Raw genomic sequence first — 20431 nt, forward strand, 5'->3', positions numbered from 1 at the left:
CATGATTGTAGATAGAAGGATTCCAAAATAAAAGTGCTCCCGAAGGAGCGCCTGTTTATTTTTTCCAGAATTTTTCGCGGTGTATTTGACCTTTATCATCTCGAATTTCGAGGATGTAAATCGCTGGAGGGAGCTCGCTGAAATCGATCTCACCAGGAGCTTGAGGCCAGCCTTGTAGCAGTTGCCCTTGTAGATTGTAGAGCTTTAATTCATTTTCAATCCATTCCGGATTAATGCGAATGAGACCTCTACTGGGGTTGGGGTAAAAGAGGGAAGCATTTTGCTTTAGCTCAGTGAGGCCTATTCCATTGGTATTAAAAAAGTACTTGTACATGTCGGTTGGGAAGGTCGAATTGGCTCGATCGAAACCACCAAAGAAATAAAGGGTGTCGCCAATAACAAAAGACCCGGGAGCCCAACGGCTAAAGCCAGGATGTGGATCTAGTTCGGTCCAGGTATCAGTACTAGACTCATATTGCCACATTTCGCCTGTTCCCATGAAACTGTGATTGTCGCCATCACCGCTGAGCACATAGCCATAGCCTGCATGGTCGAACTGGGTTCCGGCAACTCTTGCTTCGCCTGGGAAATTGCTCATGCTCTGCCAGTTCATGTTCACCGTATCAAAGCGATACCAATCACCAAAAATGAAATTGCCTCCATGGCCCATTCCGGCATAAACCTCACCATTGGTTGCAAACATAAATGGATGATGGCGGGCAGGCCCGGGAATATCGGGTAATTGGGTCCAGGTGTCGGTGGGGATATCGTAGACCCAAAAATCTTTGAGGTCCCCAGTATTATCATTACCTAAGCCCAGGTAAATTTTATCGTTGGCAGCCATAAGGGCTGGATGGCGACGACCCACACAGCCGCAATCTGCTAATTGGGTCCATTGATTATTGCTGGTGTCGAAGCGCCAGAGGTCTTTGAAATACTGACTGCTGCTGGCTCCAAATCCTAAATAGCCATAGCCTTTATAGCTAAGGCCAATAGCGAAACCGCGGGCCCCTCCTGGGAAATCCGGCAGGGTAGACCAGGTATCAGTAAGCGGATTGTAGCGATTGGCATTATCGGTTTCTACGCCAAAGCTGGAAACTCCGGTTACAGAATAACCGTAATCGCCAATGGCAAAGGTTACGGGGTGGTGGATACCATCGGGAATGCCACTAAGCGTTTCCCAGGTTTGACTCTGCGCGAGCAGGCCTGCAGAATAAAGTAGTGCTAAAAATAGAGTAGTGGTGTTTTTCATGAAATCTTAAACTTTTGGAATAGGGAAAGGTTCGAAAATAGGACCCAAAGGCTCTGCTTCCAAATAAGTTGATTGATAGCTAAGTCTTTAGCAAGAATTGCCAGAATGAAAAAAGCCGGCGCTATGGCCGGCTTTCGAAATTTAGTCTGCGGTCACTTAAAAGTGAAAGCGTGCTGCTAAAATGAAATTGCGTCCCGCAGCCACTAAACCACTGCTGTAGGGACGGTATCGTTGATCGGTAATATTCTCAATTCCGGCACTGATGGTCCAGGCTTCATTAAGCTGGTAGCTCGATTTGAAGTTGAGGGTATACCAACCGGGTGAGTAGGCATTGCCATCGGCATCGGTTTGGTAGAGGTAGCCTTTCCCAGCTTCTTCGAAGTTGAGGTTTTCAGCACTCACTTCGCCAGAAACCTGAACATTGGCTTCCAATCGTAAACCTTTATTCTCAAACTGAATACGACTTACTCCAAACCAAGGGGCGGCATGACGAGAAGGTCCAACCACTCCATCCTGATCTTCCTCTTCTCCTTTTTGCCAGTTAAACTGATTTCGCCAGAACCAAGTCTGATTGTAGTTCCAATCTAAACCGATTTGCACACCATATACTTGAGCTCGGGCTGCATTCTGAACGGCATGAATTTCACTCAATTCACCATCGTAAAAGAGGCTGCTTTGTCCGTTTATAGTGTAAGGCCGGCGCACCATAGCTTGATCTAAATAGGTGTAATAAGCACTAGCATCCAGTTTAATGCTTTCCCATAAATGGGTGGCAGCACCAAACTCGGCATTGTAGGCATATTCGGCTTTAAGGTCAGGGTTTGGAACCACCACAATGGCATCGCCCGAATCGAAGATCTTGCCAATATCATCCACATTAGGAGCCCGGAAAGCGGTTCCCAGATTTAAGCGCCATTTCCAATTCTCGGTAGGGCGGAATACAAAACCTAAGCTCCCTGTAAGATTACCAGTGTTAATCTCCGCAGTAGAGAAGGGGAGCGGATAATAGGCTAGGTTGTCGCTAAAATCACTGTTAATGATAAAGTGATTGTAACGCAATCCTAATTGAGTGGTGAACTTTTGGCTCAGCTCCCATTCATGGTTTAGATAGGCAGCATAGCTCGACCAATCCGACTGAGGATAACGGGAAGCAGCATTGCTTATATCTCCACTTACAATATCCTCTGTTGTGCCAGTAGAGCGTACATCATTGCGAATAGCTTCAACACCGTAAAAGAGCTTATGAGATTCGGAAATGCGCTTTTGCAGATCTAAATTGAAGGAAAGGGCCTGCACATCTTCAAAGCGATGATTGAGATCCGTGCTGCCGAAATCGCGATCATGACGACTTTCTTCAAATACCTGTGAAGCGACTCTTAAAGTAGCGCCATCAAATAGCAGACTGGATTTGCGATAGTTTACTTCGAACTTATTCATGGCCCAAACCTGTGGCCCGTAATACCATTCGGCGGCACGAGGTAAACCTCCTCGCGTACGAATAAGGCGATCATAACGATCGTAGTTTCCGGTACGAGAATACATAAAGCTGTATTCGAAATCCAAATGGTTGCTGGGGCGATAACGTAGCTTCTGTAGAGTATGAAATTGCTCGAAGCCAGTATTTAGCTGCAAGGTAGGATCGGTATTGCGGATTACCACATCTTGGCTATCGATGCGCTGCACCGAATAAGGTCGTAGCAATTCATCCGAACCCTGCGAACCCATGCGTAAATCACCATAGCGATTGTAGCTAAAGCTTCCGCGCCAAGCCAGCTTTTCACTACCTACATTATAATCCACATGCTGAGTCAATTCTTGATTAGCGGAGGAATAGCGACTGTAGGCGGATCCGTAAACTAGCAGGGCGGTATCGGTGCTGAATTCAGGGCGAAGGGTATTGAAACTCATCACCCCTCCAATAGCATCTGAGCCATAGATTACCGATGCCGGACCAAAGAACACTTCACTGCGATCAATGGCAAATGGGTCCAATGAAATTACCTGTTGCAGGTTACCCGCCCTAAAAATGGCATTGTTCATCCGGATGCCATCTACGGCGATTAAGAGTCGATTGGTAGCAAAGCCTCTAATCATTGGACTACCGCCACCTTGTTGACTTTTTTGGATAAATACTTCGCCACTCTGGCCGAGTAAATCTGCAGCAGTTTGGGGACTTTGGAAATAGATTTCCCTACTTTTTATACTGCTGATATGATAGGGAAGCTCCCTTGAGGACTGGCTCCAACGAGAGGCTGATATTACCACCTGATCCAAGGCCATGGGCTTAGGACTGAGTTTAACCAGAAATCCTAAAGCCTGAATTTCCTGGTAGCTTAAAGTCTTTTGGTGATAACCGAGCGCGCTAATGCTAATTTCTCTTCCTTCAAAAACAGAGATGTCTACCATTCCTTGATCATCCGTGTAAAGAGGCAGTAAATGTTCGGCGCGAATACGCAGGGTGGCATGTTCAATAGCTTCGCCTTCAACGGCGTCTACCACCTTTAAAGTTTGCGCAAAAAGAGCGTTTCCGGCTATAATCGCTATAACCAGGCTCCATATTTTTTTCATGATTTATTAATTAAGGATTATTCAAAAATTGACGGAGGTGAATAATCCCAATCGGGGAGGGGGGCTTAAACTTAGTAGATGTGCGCTACTCTCTGGATTGATCCAGTGATCTACATGAAAGTCATATTCGGCGAAAGCCGTCCAAGCCGAAGGCCAGTCCAGAAAGAAATTTTTAAAGTGGTCGATTAAGGCTATGGGGCAATCCTCTTGTTGCGGGGGATGTTTCTGTAGCAATTGATGAAAGCGACGTTTCAGTTCACTTTCCTCTTCATCCAGCCAGGCCATTAATTTGATACGCCCTTCCTTTACCTCCAAAGCGATGAGGTCGTATTTATGATCTTGCCAGAAAAATTCAGTTGCATTATCCCAGTCGAGATTTTGATACTCCAGAGCTTCCAATAGAAATACCGTGCATTCCGATTCGGGAATCCCGCTTTTAAAACGAGCTTTTAGCTCCTTCCTCAGTTCTAAGCTGCGCCAGGAAAATAGGCTCAGATTTAAAACAGAGGGGAGTATCAGGCTGAAAATCAGACTGGAGATGCCTAAATATTTAAGGAAGTATCGATACATTCTATCTGGCAAATATAGCGGGGTCTGCGGCGCTAACAAATAGATACATTTGCGGCGTGAAAACACCGAAGATAAATCCTGCTCTGGCCTGGGCCATGTTTGTTTTGCTAGCCTTAATTTGGGGTAGCTCTTTTATCCTGATGAAGCGTGGTTTGGAGAGCTTCGATTTTGCGCAAATTGGCATGCTGCGGATCGCCACGGCTTGGATTTTCACGGTGATTATTGCCTTCCGAAAGTTCAAGTTTTGGAAGAAGGTAGATACTATGCCTTCGGCCATTGTGGGCTATTTCGGGAATGCCATCCCCTATATTCTTTTTCCCTTGGCGGTAACTCGATTGGATTCTTCCCTGGTAGGAATCTTAAATTCTTTGGTGCCACTTTTCACCTTAATCATTGGCTTGATCTGGTTTGGAGTACGCGTGCGCTGGATTGGTGTAACAGGAATAATCCTCGGTTTTGCCGGGGCACTATGGTTATTATTGCCCGGTCTTCAAATAGATGCTGATAAACTAGGTTTTGGTATTTATCCCATTATAGCCACGGTATGCTATGCTTTGAGTATCAATACCATTAATTCTAAATTGAAGGATTTAGACTCATTGTCCATCACCCTATTTAGTACTAGCACTGTCGGACCTTTGGCCTTGATCTATGTGTTTAGTACCGACTTTCTGGAGATCATGCAAACGAATCCTAATGCCTGGCTTAATTTGGGTTATATCTCTATTATGGGTATTGTGGGAACCAGCTTAGCGGTAATTCTCTTTAATTATCTCATTAAGGGGACCAGCTCTCTTTTTGCAGCTAGTGTTACTTATGCTATTCCATTGGTAGCTCTACTTTGGGGTATTTGGGATGGTGAAGATGTAGGTCCTGAACATTTGGTAGGTATGCTCCTGATTTTAGCCGGGGTTTATTTAGTAAACTTCAAAGGTTCACCGGCCGATCGTATTCGTAAACGTTTGGCGAAAGCAAGGTAGTTTCGAGGAAGGCCTACTCAAAACACAGATTATTTCAGTTTAAGACTTTTCATTAATACTCGGAGGAAGATTGTTTTCGCCTTGGGTACATGGTTTATTAAAGGGATAAATGAATTTCAGATGTTCCTTAGTCTAATCCAAATCCGGCTCAAACGCTTTGTACGGTTGAATATCTTGCTGAAGGAGCTCAAAATGCAAGTTTATTAATCGTTAATGCGAGTAGTGGCAGCACGGCTTTGAGTTTAAACTTGAATCCAATGGCAAGCGCTGTAGATTTGGTTACAACTGGCATGGCTGTTGGGAATTATTTAGTTGTTTTAATTTGTGATGGTCAGATTGCTGATTCTTACAACCTTCAAATTCAATAGGATGAACAAAATTGTAATAAGCTTACTTGTTTCTTTCTTAAATCTAAATGGTCTGTTTGCACAGGTTATAGAAGCTCGCTATGGGGTGGTATTACTTAAATGCGCAGATAATCAATTGTATTTTGCCGGTATAAATGAATCTGGTCAGTCGGGTAATGGTAGCACTGGGAGTCATACAAGCAGTTTTAGTAAGGTGCCAGGCATGGACTCTATTCATTCATTCGCTTCAGGAATTGGATATGTGCTAGCAGTTAAATCTAACGGTGACCTTTACGCCTGGGGTGATAATCTGGTAGGTAACCTCGGTATAGGTCCTTATTGGGATACCCTAATCCCTGCTTTAGTGCCAAATGTTCCGCCAGTAAAGTCAATTGCTGCTGGAGATGGCAATAGTATATTGTTAAGTGTGGATAGCTTGGTTTTTACCGCGGGCTCTTCAGCATATGGGGCATTAGGGAGATCTTTAGATTCTATTCCTCGGAATTACTTTGGCCCAGTAGACACCTTGCAAGAAATTGTTTCAGTTTATGCGGGTTATAACCATAGTGCAGCCTTGGATAAGTACGGTCAACTCTGGCTTTGGGGGGCTGGAGGATGGGGGCAATTAGGTTTAGGGAATCTTTCAAATCGCTTCAGGGCCGGAAGAATGCCAAATCTGAAATTTTCCTCAGTTTTTTTAGCAGATTTCACATCATTCGGTATAGATTCTTCTGGCCATGTATGGGCATGGGGCGAAAACCAGCAGGGAGAATTAGGTGTACCGATAGCCACCAACGGGGATCCTTATATTGTAAATCCGCAGCAGGTGCAAGGTATTAACCAGGCTGTCCAAATTGCTTCCGGTTTTGGTACTACCCTCGCTTTATTATCTGATGGGAGAGTGAAGGCCTGGGGGAGGAATAATTATTTTCAATTGGGAGATGGTACTTTACAGGATCGCTTTTATCCGGACTATGTGCCTGGATTACAGAATATTTATGCTGTTGGATTAAATGGAGCAGTTTGCTATGCCTTAGATAGTCTTGGGACACTTTATACCTGGGGATATGGTTATGAGTGGTTACTGCAGGGCAATGATACCCTTAAGGCATTGCCAACGCCAGTAAATTTCACTGCGTGTATTCCGTCGATTGGTGCTGAAGAGCAAGAGAGTAATAAAATAATGGAGCTATATCCTAATCCTGTTACAAATTATCTGCAAGTGCGGGTTTCAGAAGGCACTGAGGCAGAGCTAAGTATTTACAATCTAAAAGGTGAATTGGTTTGGCGGGAAGCTAAATGGCGTGCTAGGGCTATTGATCTCAGTGGCTTAGCAAATGGCCTTTACCTACTAAAATTGGTGCAAGGAGATGAAGTCTATTCCCGTAAGATTTTGATAAAGCGATAGTATTTACGCTGTTTTTTTATAAAGCAGTTAATACCTGAACTTTAGATTTCCTAAATAAAAAATAAAAGCCGCCTCAAATTAATGAGACGGCTTCTGATATCATAAAGAGGCCTTCTTAGTTGAAGTCGCCTTTTTTCAATCCGCTGTTCACCTCTATGGTTTTAACCTCGAATTTGATTTTCTGAGGACCTTGACTCATAGTCATGGTGAAAGGGAACATAATGCCATTCACCTCGCGGTAATCTGCATAAGCAGTGCTGGCAGTCATAGGGCCTTCTGGACCTTCAAAGCTGCTTTCTTCTTTAATCTTCAAGCCGGTTTCTACTGAGTAGAATTCAGTGCTTTTATCACCTTCTGGGCTGGTTACTTCCATTACATAGGCCTTTTCACCATCAACAAAACCAATTGAAGTCAGTTCTAAGGTATAGCCTAAGGCAGGGTACTGAGTTTCGGCGAAGAAGGTAGCCTGAGCCTCATAAGCCTTAAGCTCTTCGCTGTCGGTTACTTCCTTGCTGCCACCCATTCCGCTAATGTTGGCTTTTTTACCATCGTAAACGGTTTTCTGCATAACTCCCATTCCGTCAACACTCATTTCATTTTTAAACAAGTTCGGACGCTTTTGCATGGTAATACCTTTAGCAGGCATTGGTAAACCAGGAATCTCAATACTGCTGGTGATAGTAAGGTCTTTTACCTTATCTAATTTATCATTACCACCAAGGGCTTTAGTGTAGCCATCCAATACATCTTGGGCGGTCATGCCATCAGGTACAGGTAAGCTGGGAGGGCCAGTTTCTTCACCATAGAAATCATAATAGGTAACCGGGCCGAATTTTTCCAAGCCAGCAGCGATTTCAGCTCCTTTACCTACCGCAGTAATTACCAAAGCATTGGTATGGAAGTATTTCTTGGCCACAGCCATAATATCTTCCTTGCTTACCGCGTCTAAGCGCGTCAAGTAATTGCTGTAATAATCTGCTGGTAAATTGTAACGTTGAATGTTGAGAGCAAAAGAAGCAATGGTTTGAGGACTTTCTAAAGAACGGCCAATTTCACCAATGATGTTGTTTTTAGCGGCTTGCAACTCTTCATCTGTAACAGCTTCGTTTTGCAAACGCTCAAATTCTTTGATGAATTCTACCACTGCACTATCGGTTACTTCATTACGCACAGAAGCACCAGCGCTGAACTCACCTACTAAACGATCAGAATCGTAGCTAGAATAGGCTCCGTAAGTATAGCCTTTGTCTTCGCGGATGTTTTGGAATAAACGACCCATGCTACCACCACCTAAGATTTGGTTGGCCACGCGCAATTTCACGATATCGGGATCGCCGGGTTTAAGGTCGATAGTGTTACCGATAGAAAGTACAGTTTGTACTGAGCTGTTACGGTTAACTACATTTACAATAGTACCGTCGTACTGAGGAACGGCAGGGTAGGTAGCGCTAGGCATTTCCTTGGCTTGCCAATCGCCAAAATACTTCTTGATCAACTTCTTGGCTTTGCGAGCCTTGATGTCGCCAACTACAGTAATGTAAGTCTTGCTGGGAGTCCAGTAGTTATTGTAGTAGCTTTTACAGTCCTCGATGCTGATGTTCTCAACATTTTCTTCAGATTGTAATTCACCGTAAGGGTGATCCTTACCATATAGGCTTTGGTTGAAGATACGGCTGGAAAGGCTGTTAGGATCATCCTTGGCATTTTCAATTCCAGAGATGGCTTGCTTTTTCAGCTTGTCGAATTCCTCCGAAGGGAAAGAAGGGTTTAAAGCTACATCGGCTAAAAGCTCTACTAAGGTTTCTTGATACTTAGTTAAGCCAGCCGCGTACACATTGCTGGATCCAGTAAAAAGACTGGCGCCAATGAAGTCAATTTCTTCATCTAACTGGTCTTTGCTGCGATTGGTAGTTCCTTGACGTAATAATTGTCCGGCCAAAGAAACATATCCGGCTTTGTCGCCTTCAAAGATTGGATCGCGATCTACTACCAGGCTAAAAGAAACCCGGGGTAGTTTATCGTTCTCTACTACAATAATGGTTAAGCCATTATCCAATTTATATACCTCGTAATCGCCAAACTCGATGCTTTTCGCAGGTGCAGGCTCTGGGCGCACCGAACGGTCGAGTTGAGCAAAGGTTGCCACACTAATCAGCATGGCCAATGCGCTGGTTAAAATGCGTTTCATCATGCTGTTATTTATTGTTCGTTTTTAGGTAAGTAAACCAGTACCACGCGGTTTTCTGGACGAAGGTATTTCTTCGCAACTGCCAGGATAAACTCGCGATCGATATTGCGATACTCTTCGATTTCGGTATTGATCAAATTAGCATCACCCAGGTAAACATGGTTGTCGGCTAAGCTCTCTGCGATACCGGCCATACTGCCATTGGTAGATACGAAATCGTTCTCCAATTGATTTTGAATTTTGGTGTATTCCTTTTCAGAAATCATTTCGGTGGTCATCTTGCTAATCTCAGTATCGATAGCGGCGATGAAATCATTAAGGTCTACGCCTTGATTCGCCAATCCGAAGGTGATGAATACTCCCGCATTTTCTAAGGTGAAAGGGAAAGATTGGATTACTAATCCTAATTGCTGATCATCTACTAAAGACTTATACAAGCGTGAGCTCTGGCCATCCGAAAGAATAGTAGAGATCATATCCATAGCATAAGCTTCCTTGGTACCTTGTTTAGGACTGCGGTAGCCCATGATGATACCTGGTAATTGGATATTGTCGTAAATAGTGTCAATTACCTCTCCACTCAAACCAGCAGGTTCTTCGGTAGGACGAGGAATTTCTTTGGTTCCGGCAGGAATACCGCTGAAGTATTTTTCGATCCAAGCTTTGGCTTGTTTAGGGTCGATATCACCAGCAATTGAAAGAGTGGCATTATTAGGAACGTAGAAAGTTTCGTAGAAATCAGTGAAGTCCGCAGTTTCGGCAGCATTCAAATCTTCCATGGTACCGATTGGAGGGATACCATAATAGCTGTCGCCGAAAGCAGCTCCGAACATCTTAGCCTGGAAAGAACCATAAGGCTGGTTGTCGATGCGTAAACGCTTTTCTTCTTTTACTACTTCACGTTGAGTTTCTACTCCTTCTAAATCTACAGTAGCTTGAAGCATACGCTCACTCTCTAACCATAAACCTAATTCCAATTGATTGGAAGGAAGGATTTCATAATAATAGGTGCGGTCGAAAGAAGTGTTGGCATTAAGGGCACCACCATTAGCCTGAACAATCTTCATGTATTCGCCACGCTCGATATTGGGAGAACCTTCGAACATTAAATGCTCAAAGAAATGGGCAAAGCCCGAGCGTCCTTCTTTTTCGTTTTTACTTCCCACATGGTACAGTACGCTCACTGCAACAATAGGGGTGCTGTGATCTTCATGTAAAATCACGTGCAAACCGTTGGGGAGGTCATATTCTTCAAATTTGATGTCGGTCTGCGCTTGCGCTGATCCGAATCCCAGAAGAAGAATCAAACCCAAAAGCTTTTTCTTCATGTCGTTTTCGATTTATTTATTGATCTAATTTCCCGTTAAAATCGGAAGGCAATTTTAACACTTTTTAAGGAGCTTACATTAGATTATAGGCCTTTTCCCCTTGCTTGGAGGTCGGTCTTAACAGTATTTTAGTTTTTTACCTTTGACGACATCTTGAAAGCGAAGTGATTAAGAAATGAAAAAAATACTCTTTGATGATCAGTCGCTTGAATATTTGTCCTAAATTTGCAGCCCTTAAAAATGATATTGTATGTACGCCATCGTAGAGATAGCAGGGCATCAGTACAAAGTACAGAAAGATCAACGTATCTACGTTAACCGTTTAGATGCAGAAGAAGGTGCAGAACTTTCTTTTGATAAGGTTATGTTAACCGACAATGACGGTAAAGTAGAAGTTGGCGCCCCGGTTATAGAAGGCATTAAAGTAAATGCCAAAATTGTACAGCACTTAAGAGCTGACAAAGTATTAGTGTTTAAGAAGAAACGTCGTAAAGGTTACCAGAAGATGAACGGTCACCGTCAGTACATTTCTCAAATTGAAATTACTGGCATCGGTTAGTTCAGGTAAACCGAAACCTAAAATTAGAAGACATGGCTCACAAAAAAGGAGTAGGTAGTTCCAAGAACGGACGCGAATCGGAAAGTAAACGCTTAGGTGTGAAAATCTTTGGTGGTCAGCAAGCAATTGCCGGTAACATCATCGTGCGCCAGCGTGGTACTCGTCACAATCCTGGTGAGAATGTAGGTATGGGTAAAGACCACACCTTATTCGCCTTAACTGATGGTACCGTGAAATTCCAGAAGAAAAGTAATAACAAATCATTCGTATCAGTAGAGCCTCAGGCCTAAGCTGCGTGTGATATCGTATTCAGATCCCTCGTTGGCTTAGGTCGGCGAGGGATTTTTTCGTTTAAGGCCCTAAAGAATTAATTCTCGTGGGCTATCAGGTCTCTTCGCTCTATTGTAAATTCGCATCAAAATCACAATCATGCTCGAAATCACTTATCTCCGTGAACATGCTCAGGAAGCAGCAGCTGGCCTTAAGAAACGTGGCCTCGACGCGGAGCAGAGTATTCAAGATATTTTAAAGCTCGACGAATTACGTCGACAAAACCAGAATGAACTGGATCAGGCTTTAGCCGAAAGCAATCAAATTTCGAAGGAAATTGGACTCTTATATAAAGAGGGTAAGCGTGAAGAAGCCGATAAAGCCAAAGCGCGTACTGCCGAATTAAAAGATCGCATTAAGGAGCTTCAACAAGAACAGGAGCAACTTAAAAATAGCCTAGATCAAGATTTGGTAGCCTTGCCCAATGTGCCGATTGATATTGTTCCGGCCGGAAAATCGGAAGCCGACAATGAAGAGGTAAAGCGAGTAGGTGAAATCAAAGCCATGCCCGAAGGTGCAAAGCCTCACTGGGAATTGGCTGAAGAACTGAAATTGATTCGCTTCGATCTGGGTGTGAAAATTACCGGAGCGGGTTTCCCCGTTTATCAAGGTAAGGGCGCCCGATTGCAAAGAGCCTTAATCAATTTCTTCTTGGAGGAAAATCGCAATGCCGGTTTTGAAGAGTACCAACCTCCTTTAATGGTAAACGAAGATTCAGGTTTTGGAACCGGTCAATTACCCGATAAGGAAGGACAGATGTACCACGTAACGGAGGATAAGCTTTATGCCATTCCTACCGCGGAGGTGCCCATCACCAATATTTTCCGTGGCGATATCATCGAAGATGAAGATTTACCCATCAAAGCCACCGCTTACTCTGCTTGTTTCCGTCGCGAGGCAGGATCTTATGGTAAAGATGTTCGAGGCTTAAACCGCCTGCATCAATTTGATAAAGTAGAGATTGTTTGCCTTACCAAGCCAGAAGATTCTATGCCCATGCTCGACTCTATGGTAGAGCATGTAGCTGGGCTATTGGAAAAGCTGGAATTACCCTACCGAATTCTGCGTTTATGTGGTGGAGATATGGGCTTCACTTCGGCCATTACCTACGATTTTGAAGTATGGAGTGCCGCACAAGAACGCTGGTTAGAAGTAAGTTCTGTATCCAATTTCAAGACCTTCCAAACCAATCGAATGAAAATTCGTTATCGTGGTGAAGACAAGAAGACCCAGTTATTGCACAGCTTAAATGGCAGTGCACTGGCCTTGCCACGTATCGTTGCCGCCTTGCTTGAAAATCATCAAGGTGAAGATGGAATCCGAATTCCTGAGGCGCTGCAAGCCTTTACGGGATTCGACAAAATTTAATTCATGCGTAAACTTATTGTATCGGCCTTAAGCCTCAGCTTGCTTTGGGCCTGTAATTCTGGAGAAGCTCAGTACGCTGAGGAAATTGCTCATGTCGACTCTATGTTGGCTATTAACGATAGCCTTCAGAAATCTTTTGATCAAGTAGATTCAACTCAGATTTTACAGGACTTCCCAAAGGTTGATTCCCTGTACAAGATTTTATCAGGCCCGATGGCCGATCAGCAAGATAAGCGTTATTGGACCGTTACCATGGCGAATATCGATGTGGTGCATCATCCATATATGAAGTACAGCGGTGATTATAAGAAGATGCGTCGCGGTTTAGCCTATTCCAAATCACAATTAGAATCTTTACGCAATAGCCTCGAAGATCAGAAATTGGATACCACTCAGGTTAGAGATTACATTCAAGCGGAAGAAAAAGCTTTGAATGATATGCAAGTTTTAATCGGCAAGCGTATTGTACCGGTATTAGAAGCGAAAGCGATTTGGGATACTGCCGAAGCACGCTACTTGGATTTAGTGTCCAAAAGCGATAGCTTGGCTCAATAGCCCATGCCATTGAAAAATCTGTTTAGTATTTTCTTGAGCCTCCTTTGTTTGTGGACCCTTCCGGCCTTTAGCCAGAGTCCCAATCAGGCTAATGATGCTCAAGCCTTGGCCTTGGCTAAACAGTATTTTCAGGATCAGGAGTATGAGAAGGTCATCGATAAATTGGAGGATCTAGGTGAACGAAGTGTAGAGCCTCAGGTCTATCAATTACTATTTGATTCCTATCTGGAATTAGAAGAATATCGCGATGCCATTAAGCTCAGTCGTGATTGGGCCCGTCGCTTGCCCGGTCGGAAAGCCAATTTTGAGGTAGATCAATTGTATTTGCACCTAAAGGAGGAAGACCAGCGGGATGCAGAAAAGTTGATGGAATCTTTTTATGAGATTATCGATCGCAGTCCGGGGCAAGCTTATGCTTATGGTAAAGCTCTAAGCGATAGAGGTTATGCCAATCGCGCCCTCAGCGTGTATCAGCACGCCATTAAGGGAAATCCGAATATGAATTTCGACTATCAGATGGCTTTGCTCTACGGAGAGCTGGGTGATATTCCTAAAATGCATGAGATGTACCTGCAAATGGTGGAGCGCACCCCCGGCTATTTGGCTACGGTAAAAGCGCTGCTGGCTCAATCCATCGAAGCAGGTCAAAGGGATGAAAACCTGGAATTGCTTAAGCAGGAAATCATTAAACGCATTCAAGGCGGAGGACCGGAACGTTTCAATGAACTCTTGATTCATATTTATAGTCAGGAAGAAAACTTCAGAGCCGCCTTTACCCAGTTGCGAGCCTTGGATCGTCAAGGTCGTTTGGAAGGAAAGGAGATTTCCAATTTAGCCCGCTTGGCCTATAATGCCGGAGATTTCGATTTGGCGGCGCGCATCTATAAGTATGAATTGGATAAAGGGGATAGCTATCCCTATTATCAATCTTCGGTAATTGCTTGGCTGGACTCACGTAAGCACAGCTTGCAAGAATCGGAGAGCAGCACATTGGAAGCTTGGCAGTCTTTGGCGGCCGACTATGAGCAATATGGTAAGGGCTTTAGAGGGGATCCTTTTCAGGCTGATTTGATGATTCCCTTAGCGGAGGTTTATGCCTATCGCTTAAATCAAGCAGATACGGCCGAAGCTATTTTAACTTCTTTATTTGATCGTTCCTGGATTGGTGAAGATGATCAGGCGCTGGCGCAAATTGCCTATGCCGATTTATTGCTTTTTACCGGGCGACGTTGGGATGCAATCATTTACTATCGCAAGGCAGAGAAGGCTTTGGATCAATCAGTAATCGGACAAGAAGCCAAATTTAAAAGGGCTAAGGCAGCCTACTATGTGGGCGACTTTCAATGGGCGCAAGGGATATTTTCGGTATTGAAGGAATCTACTTCGAAATTGATTGCCAATGATGCCATGCAGTATTCGCTCTTGATAACCGATAATATGGCTCTGGACTCCACAACGGAGGCTTTGGAAGCCTATGCTCGGGCGGATCTCTTTTACTATCGTGAAATTTACGATTCGGCTTTGGCCATTTTAGAAGTATTAGACATTGGTTATGCGGATCATCCCATTGCCGATGAAAGCCTGTTTTTGCGCGCATCTATAAAAAGAGCGCAGCATCAGGATGCAGAAGCCATTAAATTATGGCAGAGGGTGGTAGATGAATACAGTGATGATATCCTCGTAGACGATGCCCTTTATGAAATTGGAAAAACGGAAGAAAAACTAAACCACACTGATGCGGCTATGAAGGCTTATGAGCAGTTGTTTACAGAACATGTAGACAGTTTCTTTGCCAGTGATGCAAGGAAGGCCTATCGTCGCTTAAGAGGGGATCAAATCAATTAGAGATGTATATCTATAATGTAACGGTAAACATCGAGAAGGATGTGCATGATGAGTGGCTGCAATGGATGAAGGAAGTGCATATTCCGGATGTCTTGGCTACAGGTATTTTTATCGATAACCGCATCTGCCATGTTATGGTGGAAGAAGAGCAGGGGATTACCTATTCTTTGCAATATCGTTTTAAGGATTTACGGGATTTGGAGCGTTATCAAAAAGACCATGCACCGCGTTTGCAAGCGGAGCATTCCAAGCGTTTCCAAAATAAGTTCGCTGCCTTTCGCACCATCTTGCGCATTGATCACGAAGATCAGGCTTAATGTCCTCCAATCAGGGCAAAATCTATGACCTGAATGAAGCTCGGGAGAAAATCCGTGGCTATTGCTTGTATCGGGAAAGGAGTCAGAAGGAAGTGCGAGACAAGCTGTTGAGCTATGGCCTCTTTCCGGAAATTGCCGATACCTTATTATCCGAATTGATTCAAGAGCGCTTTGTAGATGAGGAACGCTTTGCCCGGGCTTTTGTGCGGGGTAAGTATAAGATTAAAAAATGGGGGCGAATTAAAATCAAGCAGGCGCTTTATCCCCATCAGCTTAGTGCTTATGTCTTAAAAAAGGCTTTTAGCGAAATTGATCCTGAGCTCTATTATCAAAATCTTATTGCTCTGTGCCAAAAACGATGGCCGCTTAGCAAGGGCCCCAATGACTATGTTCGACGCAGCAAGTTAATAGGCTACCTGCAGCGCCAAGGTTACGAAATGGACCTGATTAGGGATGTGGTAGAAGCCGAATTGGGCCGCGACTAATAACTGCTGGTTACCTGTCCGTCGATAAGTAAGGTGAAATCAGCATGACCGCCATTGGCACTATCTAATTCATTCACATTATCCTGCACTTGAGTGCTGATGGTCATGATCTTTAAGTCCTCTGCATACTGATTTAGATACCAGCTAATGCCTTCAAAATCTTTAGAGTGGTAATCACCATTGTAATGGATGAAAATACCGTCTTCCGGCAGATTTAAAACAATGAAATGTGCCATGGTAGCATCTTTAATAGCTTGGGCTTTAGGGAGGTTTTCACCACCGTGGCCGCCCATCATTTCGAGCATGGCTTTGTAGCCAGGAAGCTCGCCATCATAGTCGATGGGCAAGGGAGCGATCCAGTTTTTCACGCTGTCTGACAGGGTATCCAAACTTTCCAAACCTTGCTTAAATACCTGGCGGGCATAAGGACGAGGGATATTAGTGGCGATGAAAGGCAGCTGATGACCTTTCGCGAAATCAACTAAACCTTTGTAATCCGTTTTGTAATTGTTCCAAAGACGCGCTAGGCTGTCGAGTCCCTTGCTATCAATGCTATCTTGGAGATAGAGATTTAAAGGTTCTTGGTTATCGGCTTCAAACATCTCAGCACCTAAAACCATATTGGAATCTTGCTGATGCAAACTTTGGGTAATCTCAAATTGCAGCCAGTGACAGATAGGATTGTTGTGTAATTCACCGAAGAGGACAACATCGGCTTCAGCCAGAGAAGCGGTCATTTCTGCGAAACTTACTTTTTCGCCATCTGCATTGTAGAGTTGATAAGCTTGTAAATTTTGAGCTTGTAAGCTGAAGTTTAGAAGAAGGAAAGTCAGGACTAAAATCCTCATTGTATCCAAAATTTAAAGGTTTGGCGATGGCCCTCATGCTGAAGGCTTAAAAAGTAAATACCGGCGGCAAGATCGGAAACATCGAGGCTGTTTTCACTAATGCTATTCGTCAATATGGTGCGACCGGAAAGGTCTCTGATTTCGGGCTTAGTCCAAAGTCCATTTCCTTCCCAATGTAGAATCTCAGTTGCTGGATTAGGGAATAGCTTTAAGCTCTGATCGAAGGTGTAATCCTCTTGACTCAACATGCAAGCATTTTGACTTAAAGCCAAGGCCAAGGAATCGAGTTTATCGTAAAGAACTTGTCCCGGACAAAGAGTTCCTTTGGGGCAGCCTACCGAGGCGCTGTTCCCATCGCGATGTCCGGAAATATGGCGGAGCATTAATTGCGAACTGGTATGCAGGCTGCTGTCTGCTAGGTTAATAGAATTTTGGCAGCCTTCGTATAGCAGTATTTCGGCCAAAGACTGCAGTGCGGCAGACTGAACCGGATTAGTACGGTAATCACCTATAACACAAAAGCCCAGGGTGCCAGAATTCATGCAGCTGAAATGAGCTCCAGAATGACCGCTTCCACGGCCTTCGTAAACCACTCCGTTAGGGTCTATCAGCCAATTGTAGCCGATATCGCTCCAGCCATTGGTATTCACATGCAAATCCCAATAATAGGCGACCACATATTGATAGTCTGTAGCGTTAGTGAAGCCAGCAGAATGATGCACTATTAAGTGTGTAGGTGTAGTATTATCGTAAGTGGGGGGAGGGCAAGTGCCATCGGGACACCAGCAAGTTCGATCGCATACCGGAGGACGAGGACAAGAGCAGCTTTCGGGGTCTGAAATTGAGCTAAAATCTAATTGAAGAGCTTGACTATTTTCTTTGGGTGCCGTGAAAAATCGCATCACCAGATCCGATTGAGGTAGGTCCGAACTGTGAATTTCCCAGGCCAGGATTTGCTCTTCGAAAGGGTTTAGAACAAAAGTTTGTCGGTCCTTAATGTCTTCTTCATTATGCTGATCATCCATTGCCTGCCATTCTTGCCAGCCATCTTTGGTTTTAAATCGGATGTCGAGCTCAAAAGGATTTTTTGCGAAGCTGTAGGCCGATATGCCTAGGAAAGCATAATTGCCATTGGTCCATTCGCTATCGGAATAGAATACTTCGTGGGCCACTTCATGGAAATTAGAGGGCTTTAATTTTAAGGTGTGACTTTCTTGGGCCAATAATCCCCATAGGGGAAGGAAGAGCAATAGCAGGGTTTTCTTCATGCCACGAAGGTACGCTAATGCAAAAAATAGAATCGCCCCGAATTTACATTCGAGGCGATTCCGATGAAACCCACAATTTGCTCTAAATGAACAACAAATGTGTATTTTCTCCCTGGGCGCGGTTGTAGAAGTCTCCAACGGTAATTACATCAGAAATTTCGTCAACTAAATCTTCGCGTTCAAGGTGGAACATGTCCATCGCTAATTTGCAAGCCCAGAGTTTAGCTCCGGAGGCTTCCAGTATTTCGATGAATTCACCTACCGGAGGAATGTCCAATTTCTCCATTTCCTTTTTCATCATATTGGTGGCAAAGGATTCCATTCCTGGTAAACCTCCTAAAAGGGTAGGGATGTGCATGGCTGGGTTTCCTACGGTGGCCACATGCAGATGTTCCAGTTTTTTCTTCTGCACGGCTTCCAAGCCGAAGAAGGTGAAGAAAATTTCTGCTTCGATACCTTCCATACGGGCACCATTGGCCAGGATGAAGCAGGCGTATACGTTGTCGATGGTCGCCTTAGAAAGGATGAGCATCATTTTTTTAACGCGGGCATCTTTGTTTACTTCCGCGGGATTATCCATTGTCTTGGGGTCCATGATCTTTCGTTTTTAGATGCAACTGGCGGGTTTAGGAATTCCGGCGATGCGGCTGGCTTTTTTAAGCGGTCCACCGGGGAACAAAGCATAAAATTGCTTGATGTCTACAACCCCGCTTTTTCCCACTTTACGAATGCTTAGTGGTACTTCATTGCGATATTGTTCTTGTAAGTATTCCAATACGGGCCAATGTCCGTCGGTGAGTTCTATGCCCTCTTCTTGGGCAATCTGGGCGGCTACCTCTTTATTCCATTGATTTAAATCGGTGAGGTATCCTTCGTTGTTGAGGTCAATGATTTGACCGGCAATTGTGGTTTCCATGGCATTTGTTTTTAAACGTTTGCTTCTTCAAAGTTTTTACCGGCTTCGTTCATTTTAGAGCTAACAAAGGGGATATGCTTGCCGGTAATGAGCATATTCCAGTAAATCCATTTAAAGGCCATCTTGCCCATGTGGTTCATGCGGCTCTCCTTAAGGAGATTTAAAGGACCTACGCCAGGAATGGGGAAGGTGCCGCTTACGGGCTGATGGGTATAATTAAAGTCAATTAAAAGGGCTTTACCATGACCGGTTTCAACAAAGCAGTTGGCATGGCCATCGAATTCATCGAGCAATTCCTTGCCATTGATAAAGCGCATTACATTTTCGAGTAGGATTTCTCCCTCGAAGTGAGCTACAGAACCAGCTTTAGAGGCGGGTAAATTGGTGGCATCACCTATCACAAAGATGTTTTCCTTAGCCTTGCTTTGCAGGGTGCCCTTGTGAGTAGGGATAAAGTTGAGCTCATCGCCCAGGCCACTGCGTTCTACATAATCCGCACCTTTATTGGTAGGGATGGTAACCAGCAGATCATAGCTTACTTCTCTGCCTTCGTAGTCGGTAATAACCTTTCTTTCACCATCCAGGCTCATGATATTGAAGTTGGGCACCACCTCGATACCTTTTTCTTCCAGTAGGTGACCAAGGTGGGCACTGGCTACGGGTTTGGTAAAGGCACCATCCATTGGGGTTACAAAGGAGATTTTCACTTTGTCGCGAATGCCTCTTTGTTCGAAATAGGCATCAGCTAAGAAGGTGAATTCCAGAGGAGCAACCGGACACTTAATCGGCATTTCAGAAATGTGAACGGCTAAATGTCCACCTTCCCAACTTTCCAGTTTTTCATGGAGTTTCACAGCACCATCCAGGGTGTAAAAGTCGAATACAGACTTATGCCAGTGATCGCCTAGCATTCCGTCAATTTCTTCTGGAGCAATGTCGGTACCGGTGGCAATGATTAAAACATCATAGTCTAAAACGCGGCTGTCTTCGAGGTAAACCCGATTATGATCGGCATCTACTTTTAAGATACTTTGTTGGATGTATTCAGCACGTTCGGGAATAAACTGCTGTATGGGTTTGATGATATCTTCTTCTTTATAAGTTCCAAAGGGAATAAAAAGATATCCGGGTTGGTAGTGGTGAATCTTGCGTTGGTCTACAATGCGGATTCTCCAGTCGTCTGGAAGGCGTTTGGCCAGATGATTACTCATCATGGTTCCGGCAGTTCCTGCGCCTAAAATCACTAAATCTTTCATGGCTTATGGGTTTCATTTACCTTAGTAAAGGTCCCCTGAACCA

19 protein-coding genes are annotated in these 20431 nt (G+C 44.2%); 9 read left to right on the forward strand and 10 right to left on the reverse strand.

What is annotated here, in order from left to right; all coding sequences use genetic code 11:
• Positions 1–55: 55 nt before the first annotated feature.
• The 3 genes from H4K34_RS12125 to H4K34_RS12135 all read right to left on the reverse strand — a co-directional run bounded on the left by H4K34_RS12125 (position 56) and on the right by H4K34_RS12135 (position 4390).
• The gene (locus H4K34_RS12125) at positions 56–1252 is read right to left on the reverse strand and encodes a Kelch repeat-containing protein (protein ID WP_210757657.1); all 1197 of its coding nucleotides are present in this window, start codon (positions 1250–1252) and stop codon (positions 56–58) included.
• Positions 1253–1408: 156 nt separating this feature from the next.
• A complete protein-coding gene (locus tag H4K34_RS12130; RefSeq protein WP_210757658.1) occupies positions 1409–3820 on the reverse strand; it encodes a TonB-dependent receptor plug domain-containing protein in 2412 nt (803 codons plus the stop codon).
• 21 nt (positions 3821–3841) lie between these two features.
• Positions 3842–4390, reverse strand: a complete 549-nt coding sequence (locus H4K34_RS12135; protein WP_210757659.1) for a hypothetical protein — start codon at positions 4388–4390, stop codon at positions 3842–3844.
• A gap of 56 nt (positions 4391–4446) precedes the next feature.
• Here H4K34_RS12135 and H4K34_RS12140 point away from each other — a divergent pair, with 56 nt between their 5' ends.
• Both H4K34_RS12140 and H4K34_RS12145 read left to right on the forward strand, forming a co-directional pair.
• Complete coding sequence (locus H4K34_RS12140) at positions 4447–5370, forward strand: DMT family transporter (RefSeq protein WP_210757660.1); 924 nt, start codon at positions 4447–4449, stop codon at positions 5368–5370.
• A gap of 369 nt (positions 5371–5739) precedes the next feature.
• Positions 5740–7125 (forward strand): RCC1 domain-containing protein, encoded by a 1386-nt coding sequence (locus tag H4K34_RS12145; protein WP_210757661.1) that lies wholly within the window; start codon positions 5740–5742, stop codon positions 7123–7125.
• A gap of 115 nt (positions 7126–7240) precedes the next feature.
• On the opposite strand, the gene H4K34_RS12150 is transcribed toward H4K34_RS12145, so the two are convergent.
• Together H4K34_RS12150 and H4K34_RS12155 are read right to left on the reverse strand one after the other, a co-directional pair.
• Entirely contained in the window at positions 7241–9316 is a 2076-nt protein-coding gene (locus H4K34_RS12150; protein WP_210757662.1) for an insulinase family protein, read from the reverse strand.
• An 8-nt stretch (positions 9317–9324) separates the two neighbouring features.
• Positions 9325–10641 (reverse strand): M16 family metallopeptidase, encoded by a 1317-nt coding sequence (locus tag H4K34_RS12155; protein WP_210757663.1) that lies wholly within the window; start codon positions 10639–10641, stop codon positions 9325–9327.
• Positions 10642–10891: 250 nt separating this feature from the next.
• Here H4K34_RS12155 and rplU point away from each other — a divergent pair, with 250 nt between their 5' ends.
• The 7 genes from rplU (at position 10892) to H4K34_RS12190 (ending at position 16100) form a co-directional block, all read left to right on the forward strand.
• Complete coding sequence (gene rplU / locus H4K34_RS12160; RefSeq protein WP_210757664.1) at positions 10892–11200, forward strand: 50S ribosomal protein L21; 309 nt, start codon at positions 10892–10894, stop codon at positions 11198–11200.
• A gap of 32 nt (positions 11201–11232) precedes the next feature.
• Positions 11233–11490 carry a 50S ribosomal protein L27 gene (gene rpmA / locus H4K34_RS12165; protein ID WP_210757665.1) on the forward strand — a complete coding sequence of 86 codons (258 nt, stop codon included), beginning with the start codon at positions 11233–11235 and terminating at the stop codon, positions 11488–11490.
• A gap of 139 nt (positions 11491–11629) precedes the next feature.
• Positions 11630–12898 carry a serine--tRNA ligase gene (gene serS, locus H4K34_RS12170; RefSeq protein ID WP_210757666.1) on the forward strand — a complete coding sequence of 423 codons (1269 nt, stop codon included), beginning with the start codon at positions 11630–11632 and terminating at the stop codon, positions 12896–12898.
• Positions 12899–12901: 3 nt separating this feature from the next.
• The gene (locus tag H4K34_RS12175; RefSeq protein ID WP_210757667.1) at positions 12902–13453 is read left to right on the forward strand and encodes a hypothetical protein; all 552 of its coding nucleotides are present in this window, start codon (positions 12902–12904) and stop codon (positions 13451–13453) included.
• 9 nt (positions 13454–13462) lie between these two features.
• The gene (locus H4K34_RS12180; RefSeq protein ID WP_210757668.1) at positions 13463–15298 is read left to right on the forward strand and encodes a tetratricopeptide repeat protein; all 1836 of its coding nucleotides are present in this window, start codon (positions 13463–13465) and stop codon (positions 15296–15298) included.
• 2 nt (positions 15299–15300) lie between these two features.
• Entirely contained in the window at positions 15301–15615 is a 315-nt protein-coding gene (locus H4K34_RS12185; RefSeq protein WP_210757669.1) for a DUF4286 family protein, read from the forward strand.
• Complete coding sequence (locus H4K34_RS12190) at positions 15615–16100, forward strand: regulatory protein RecX (protein WP_246452105.1); 486 nt, start codon at positions 15615–15617, stop codon at positions 16098–16100. Before H4K34_RS12185 ends, H4K34_RS12190 begins: the two co-directional genes overlap by 1 nt.
• On the opposite strand, the gene H4K34_RS12195 is transcribed toward H4K34_RS12190, so the two are convergent.
• The 5 genes from H4K34_RS12195 to sqr form a co-directional block, all read right to left on the reverse strand.
• Positions 16097–16948, reverse strand: coding sequence for a ChaN family lipoprotein (locus tag H4K34_RS12195; protein ID WP_210757670.1), 852 nt, complete (start codon positions 16946–16948; stop codon positions 16097–16099). The genes H4K34_RS12190 and H4K34_RS12195 overlap by 4 nt on opposite strands.
• Positions 16945–18216, reverse strand: coding sequence for an N-acetylmuramoyl-L-alanine amidase (locus H4K34_RS12200; RefSeq protein ID WP_210757671.1), 1272 nt, complete (start codon positions 18214–18216; stop codon positions 16945–16947). The genes H4K34_RS12195 and H4K34_RS12200 overlap by 4 nt, the downstream gene beginning before the upstream one ends.
• Positions 18217–18298: 82 nt before the next feature.
• Complete coding sequence (locus tag H4K34_RS12205) at positions 18299–18811, reverse strand: DsrE/DsrF/DrsH-like family protein (RefSeq protein WP_246452107.1); 513 nt, start codon at positions 18809–18811, stop codon at positions 18299–18301.
• A 12-nt stretch (positions 18812–18823) separates the two neighbouring features.
• The gene (locus H4K34_RS12210; protein WP_210757672.1) at positions 18824–19132 is read right to left on the reverse strand and encodes a TusE/DsrC/DsvC family sulfur relay protein; all 309 of its coding nucleotides are present in this window, start codon (positions 19130–19132) and stop codon (positions 18824–18826) included.
• An 11-nt stretch (positions 19133–19143) separates the two neighbouring features.
• On the reverse strand, positions 19144–20388 hold the full coding sequence (gene sqr, locus H4K34_RS12215) for a type III sulfide quinone reductase, selenoprotein subtype (RefSeq protein ID WP_210757673.1): 1245 nt from the start codon (positions 20386–20388) through the stop codon (positions 19144–19146).
• Positions 20389–20431 lie beyond the last annotated feature (43 nt).

It is taken from the genome of Croceimicrobium hydrocarbonivorans (assembly GCF_014524565.1).
GTDB classification, from domain to species: Bacteria; Bacteroidota; Bacteroidia; order Flavobacteriales; family Schleiferiaceae; genus Croceimicrobium; species Croceimicrobium hydrocarbonivorans.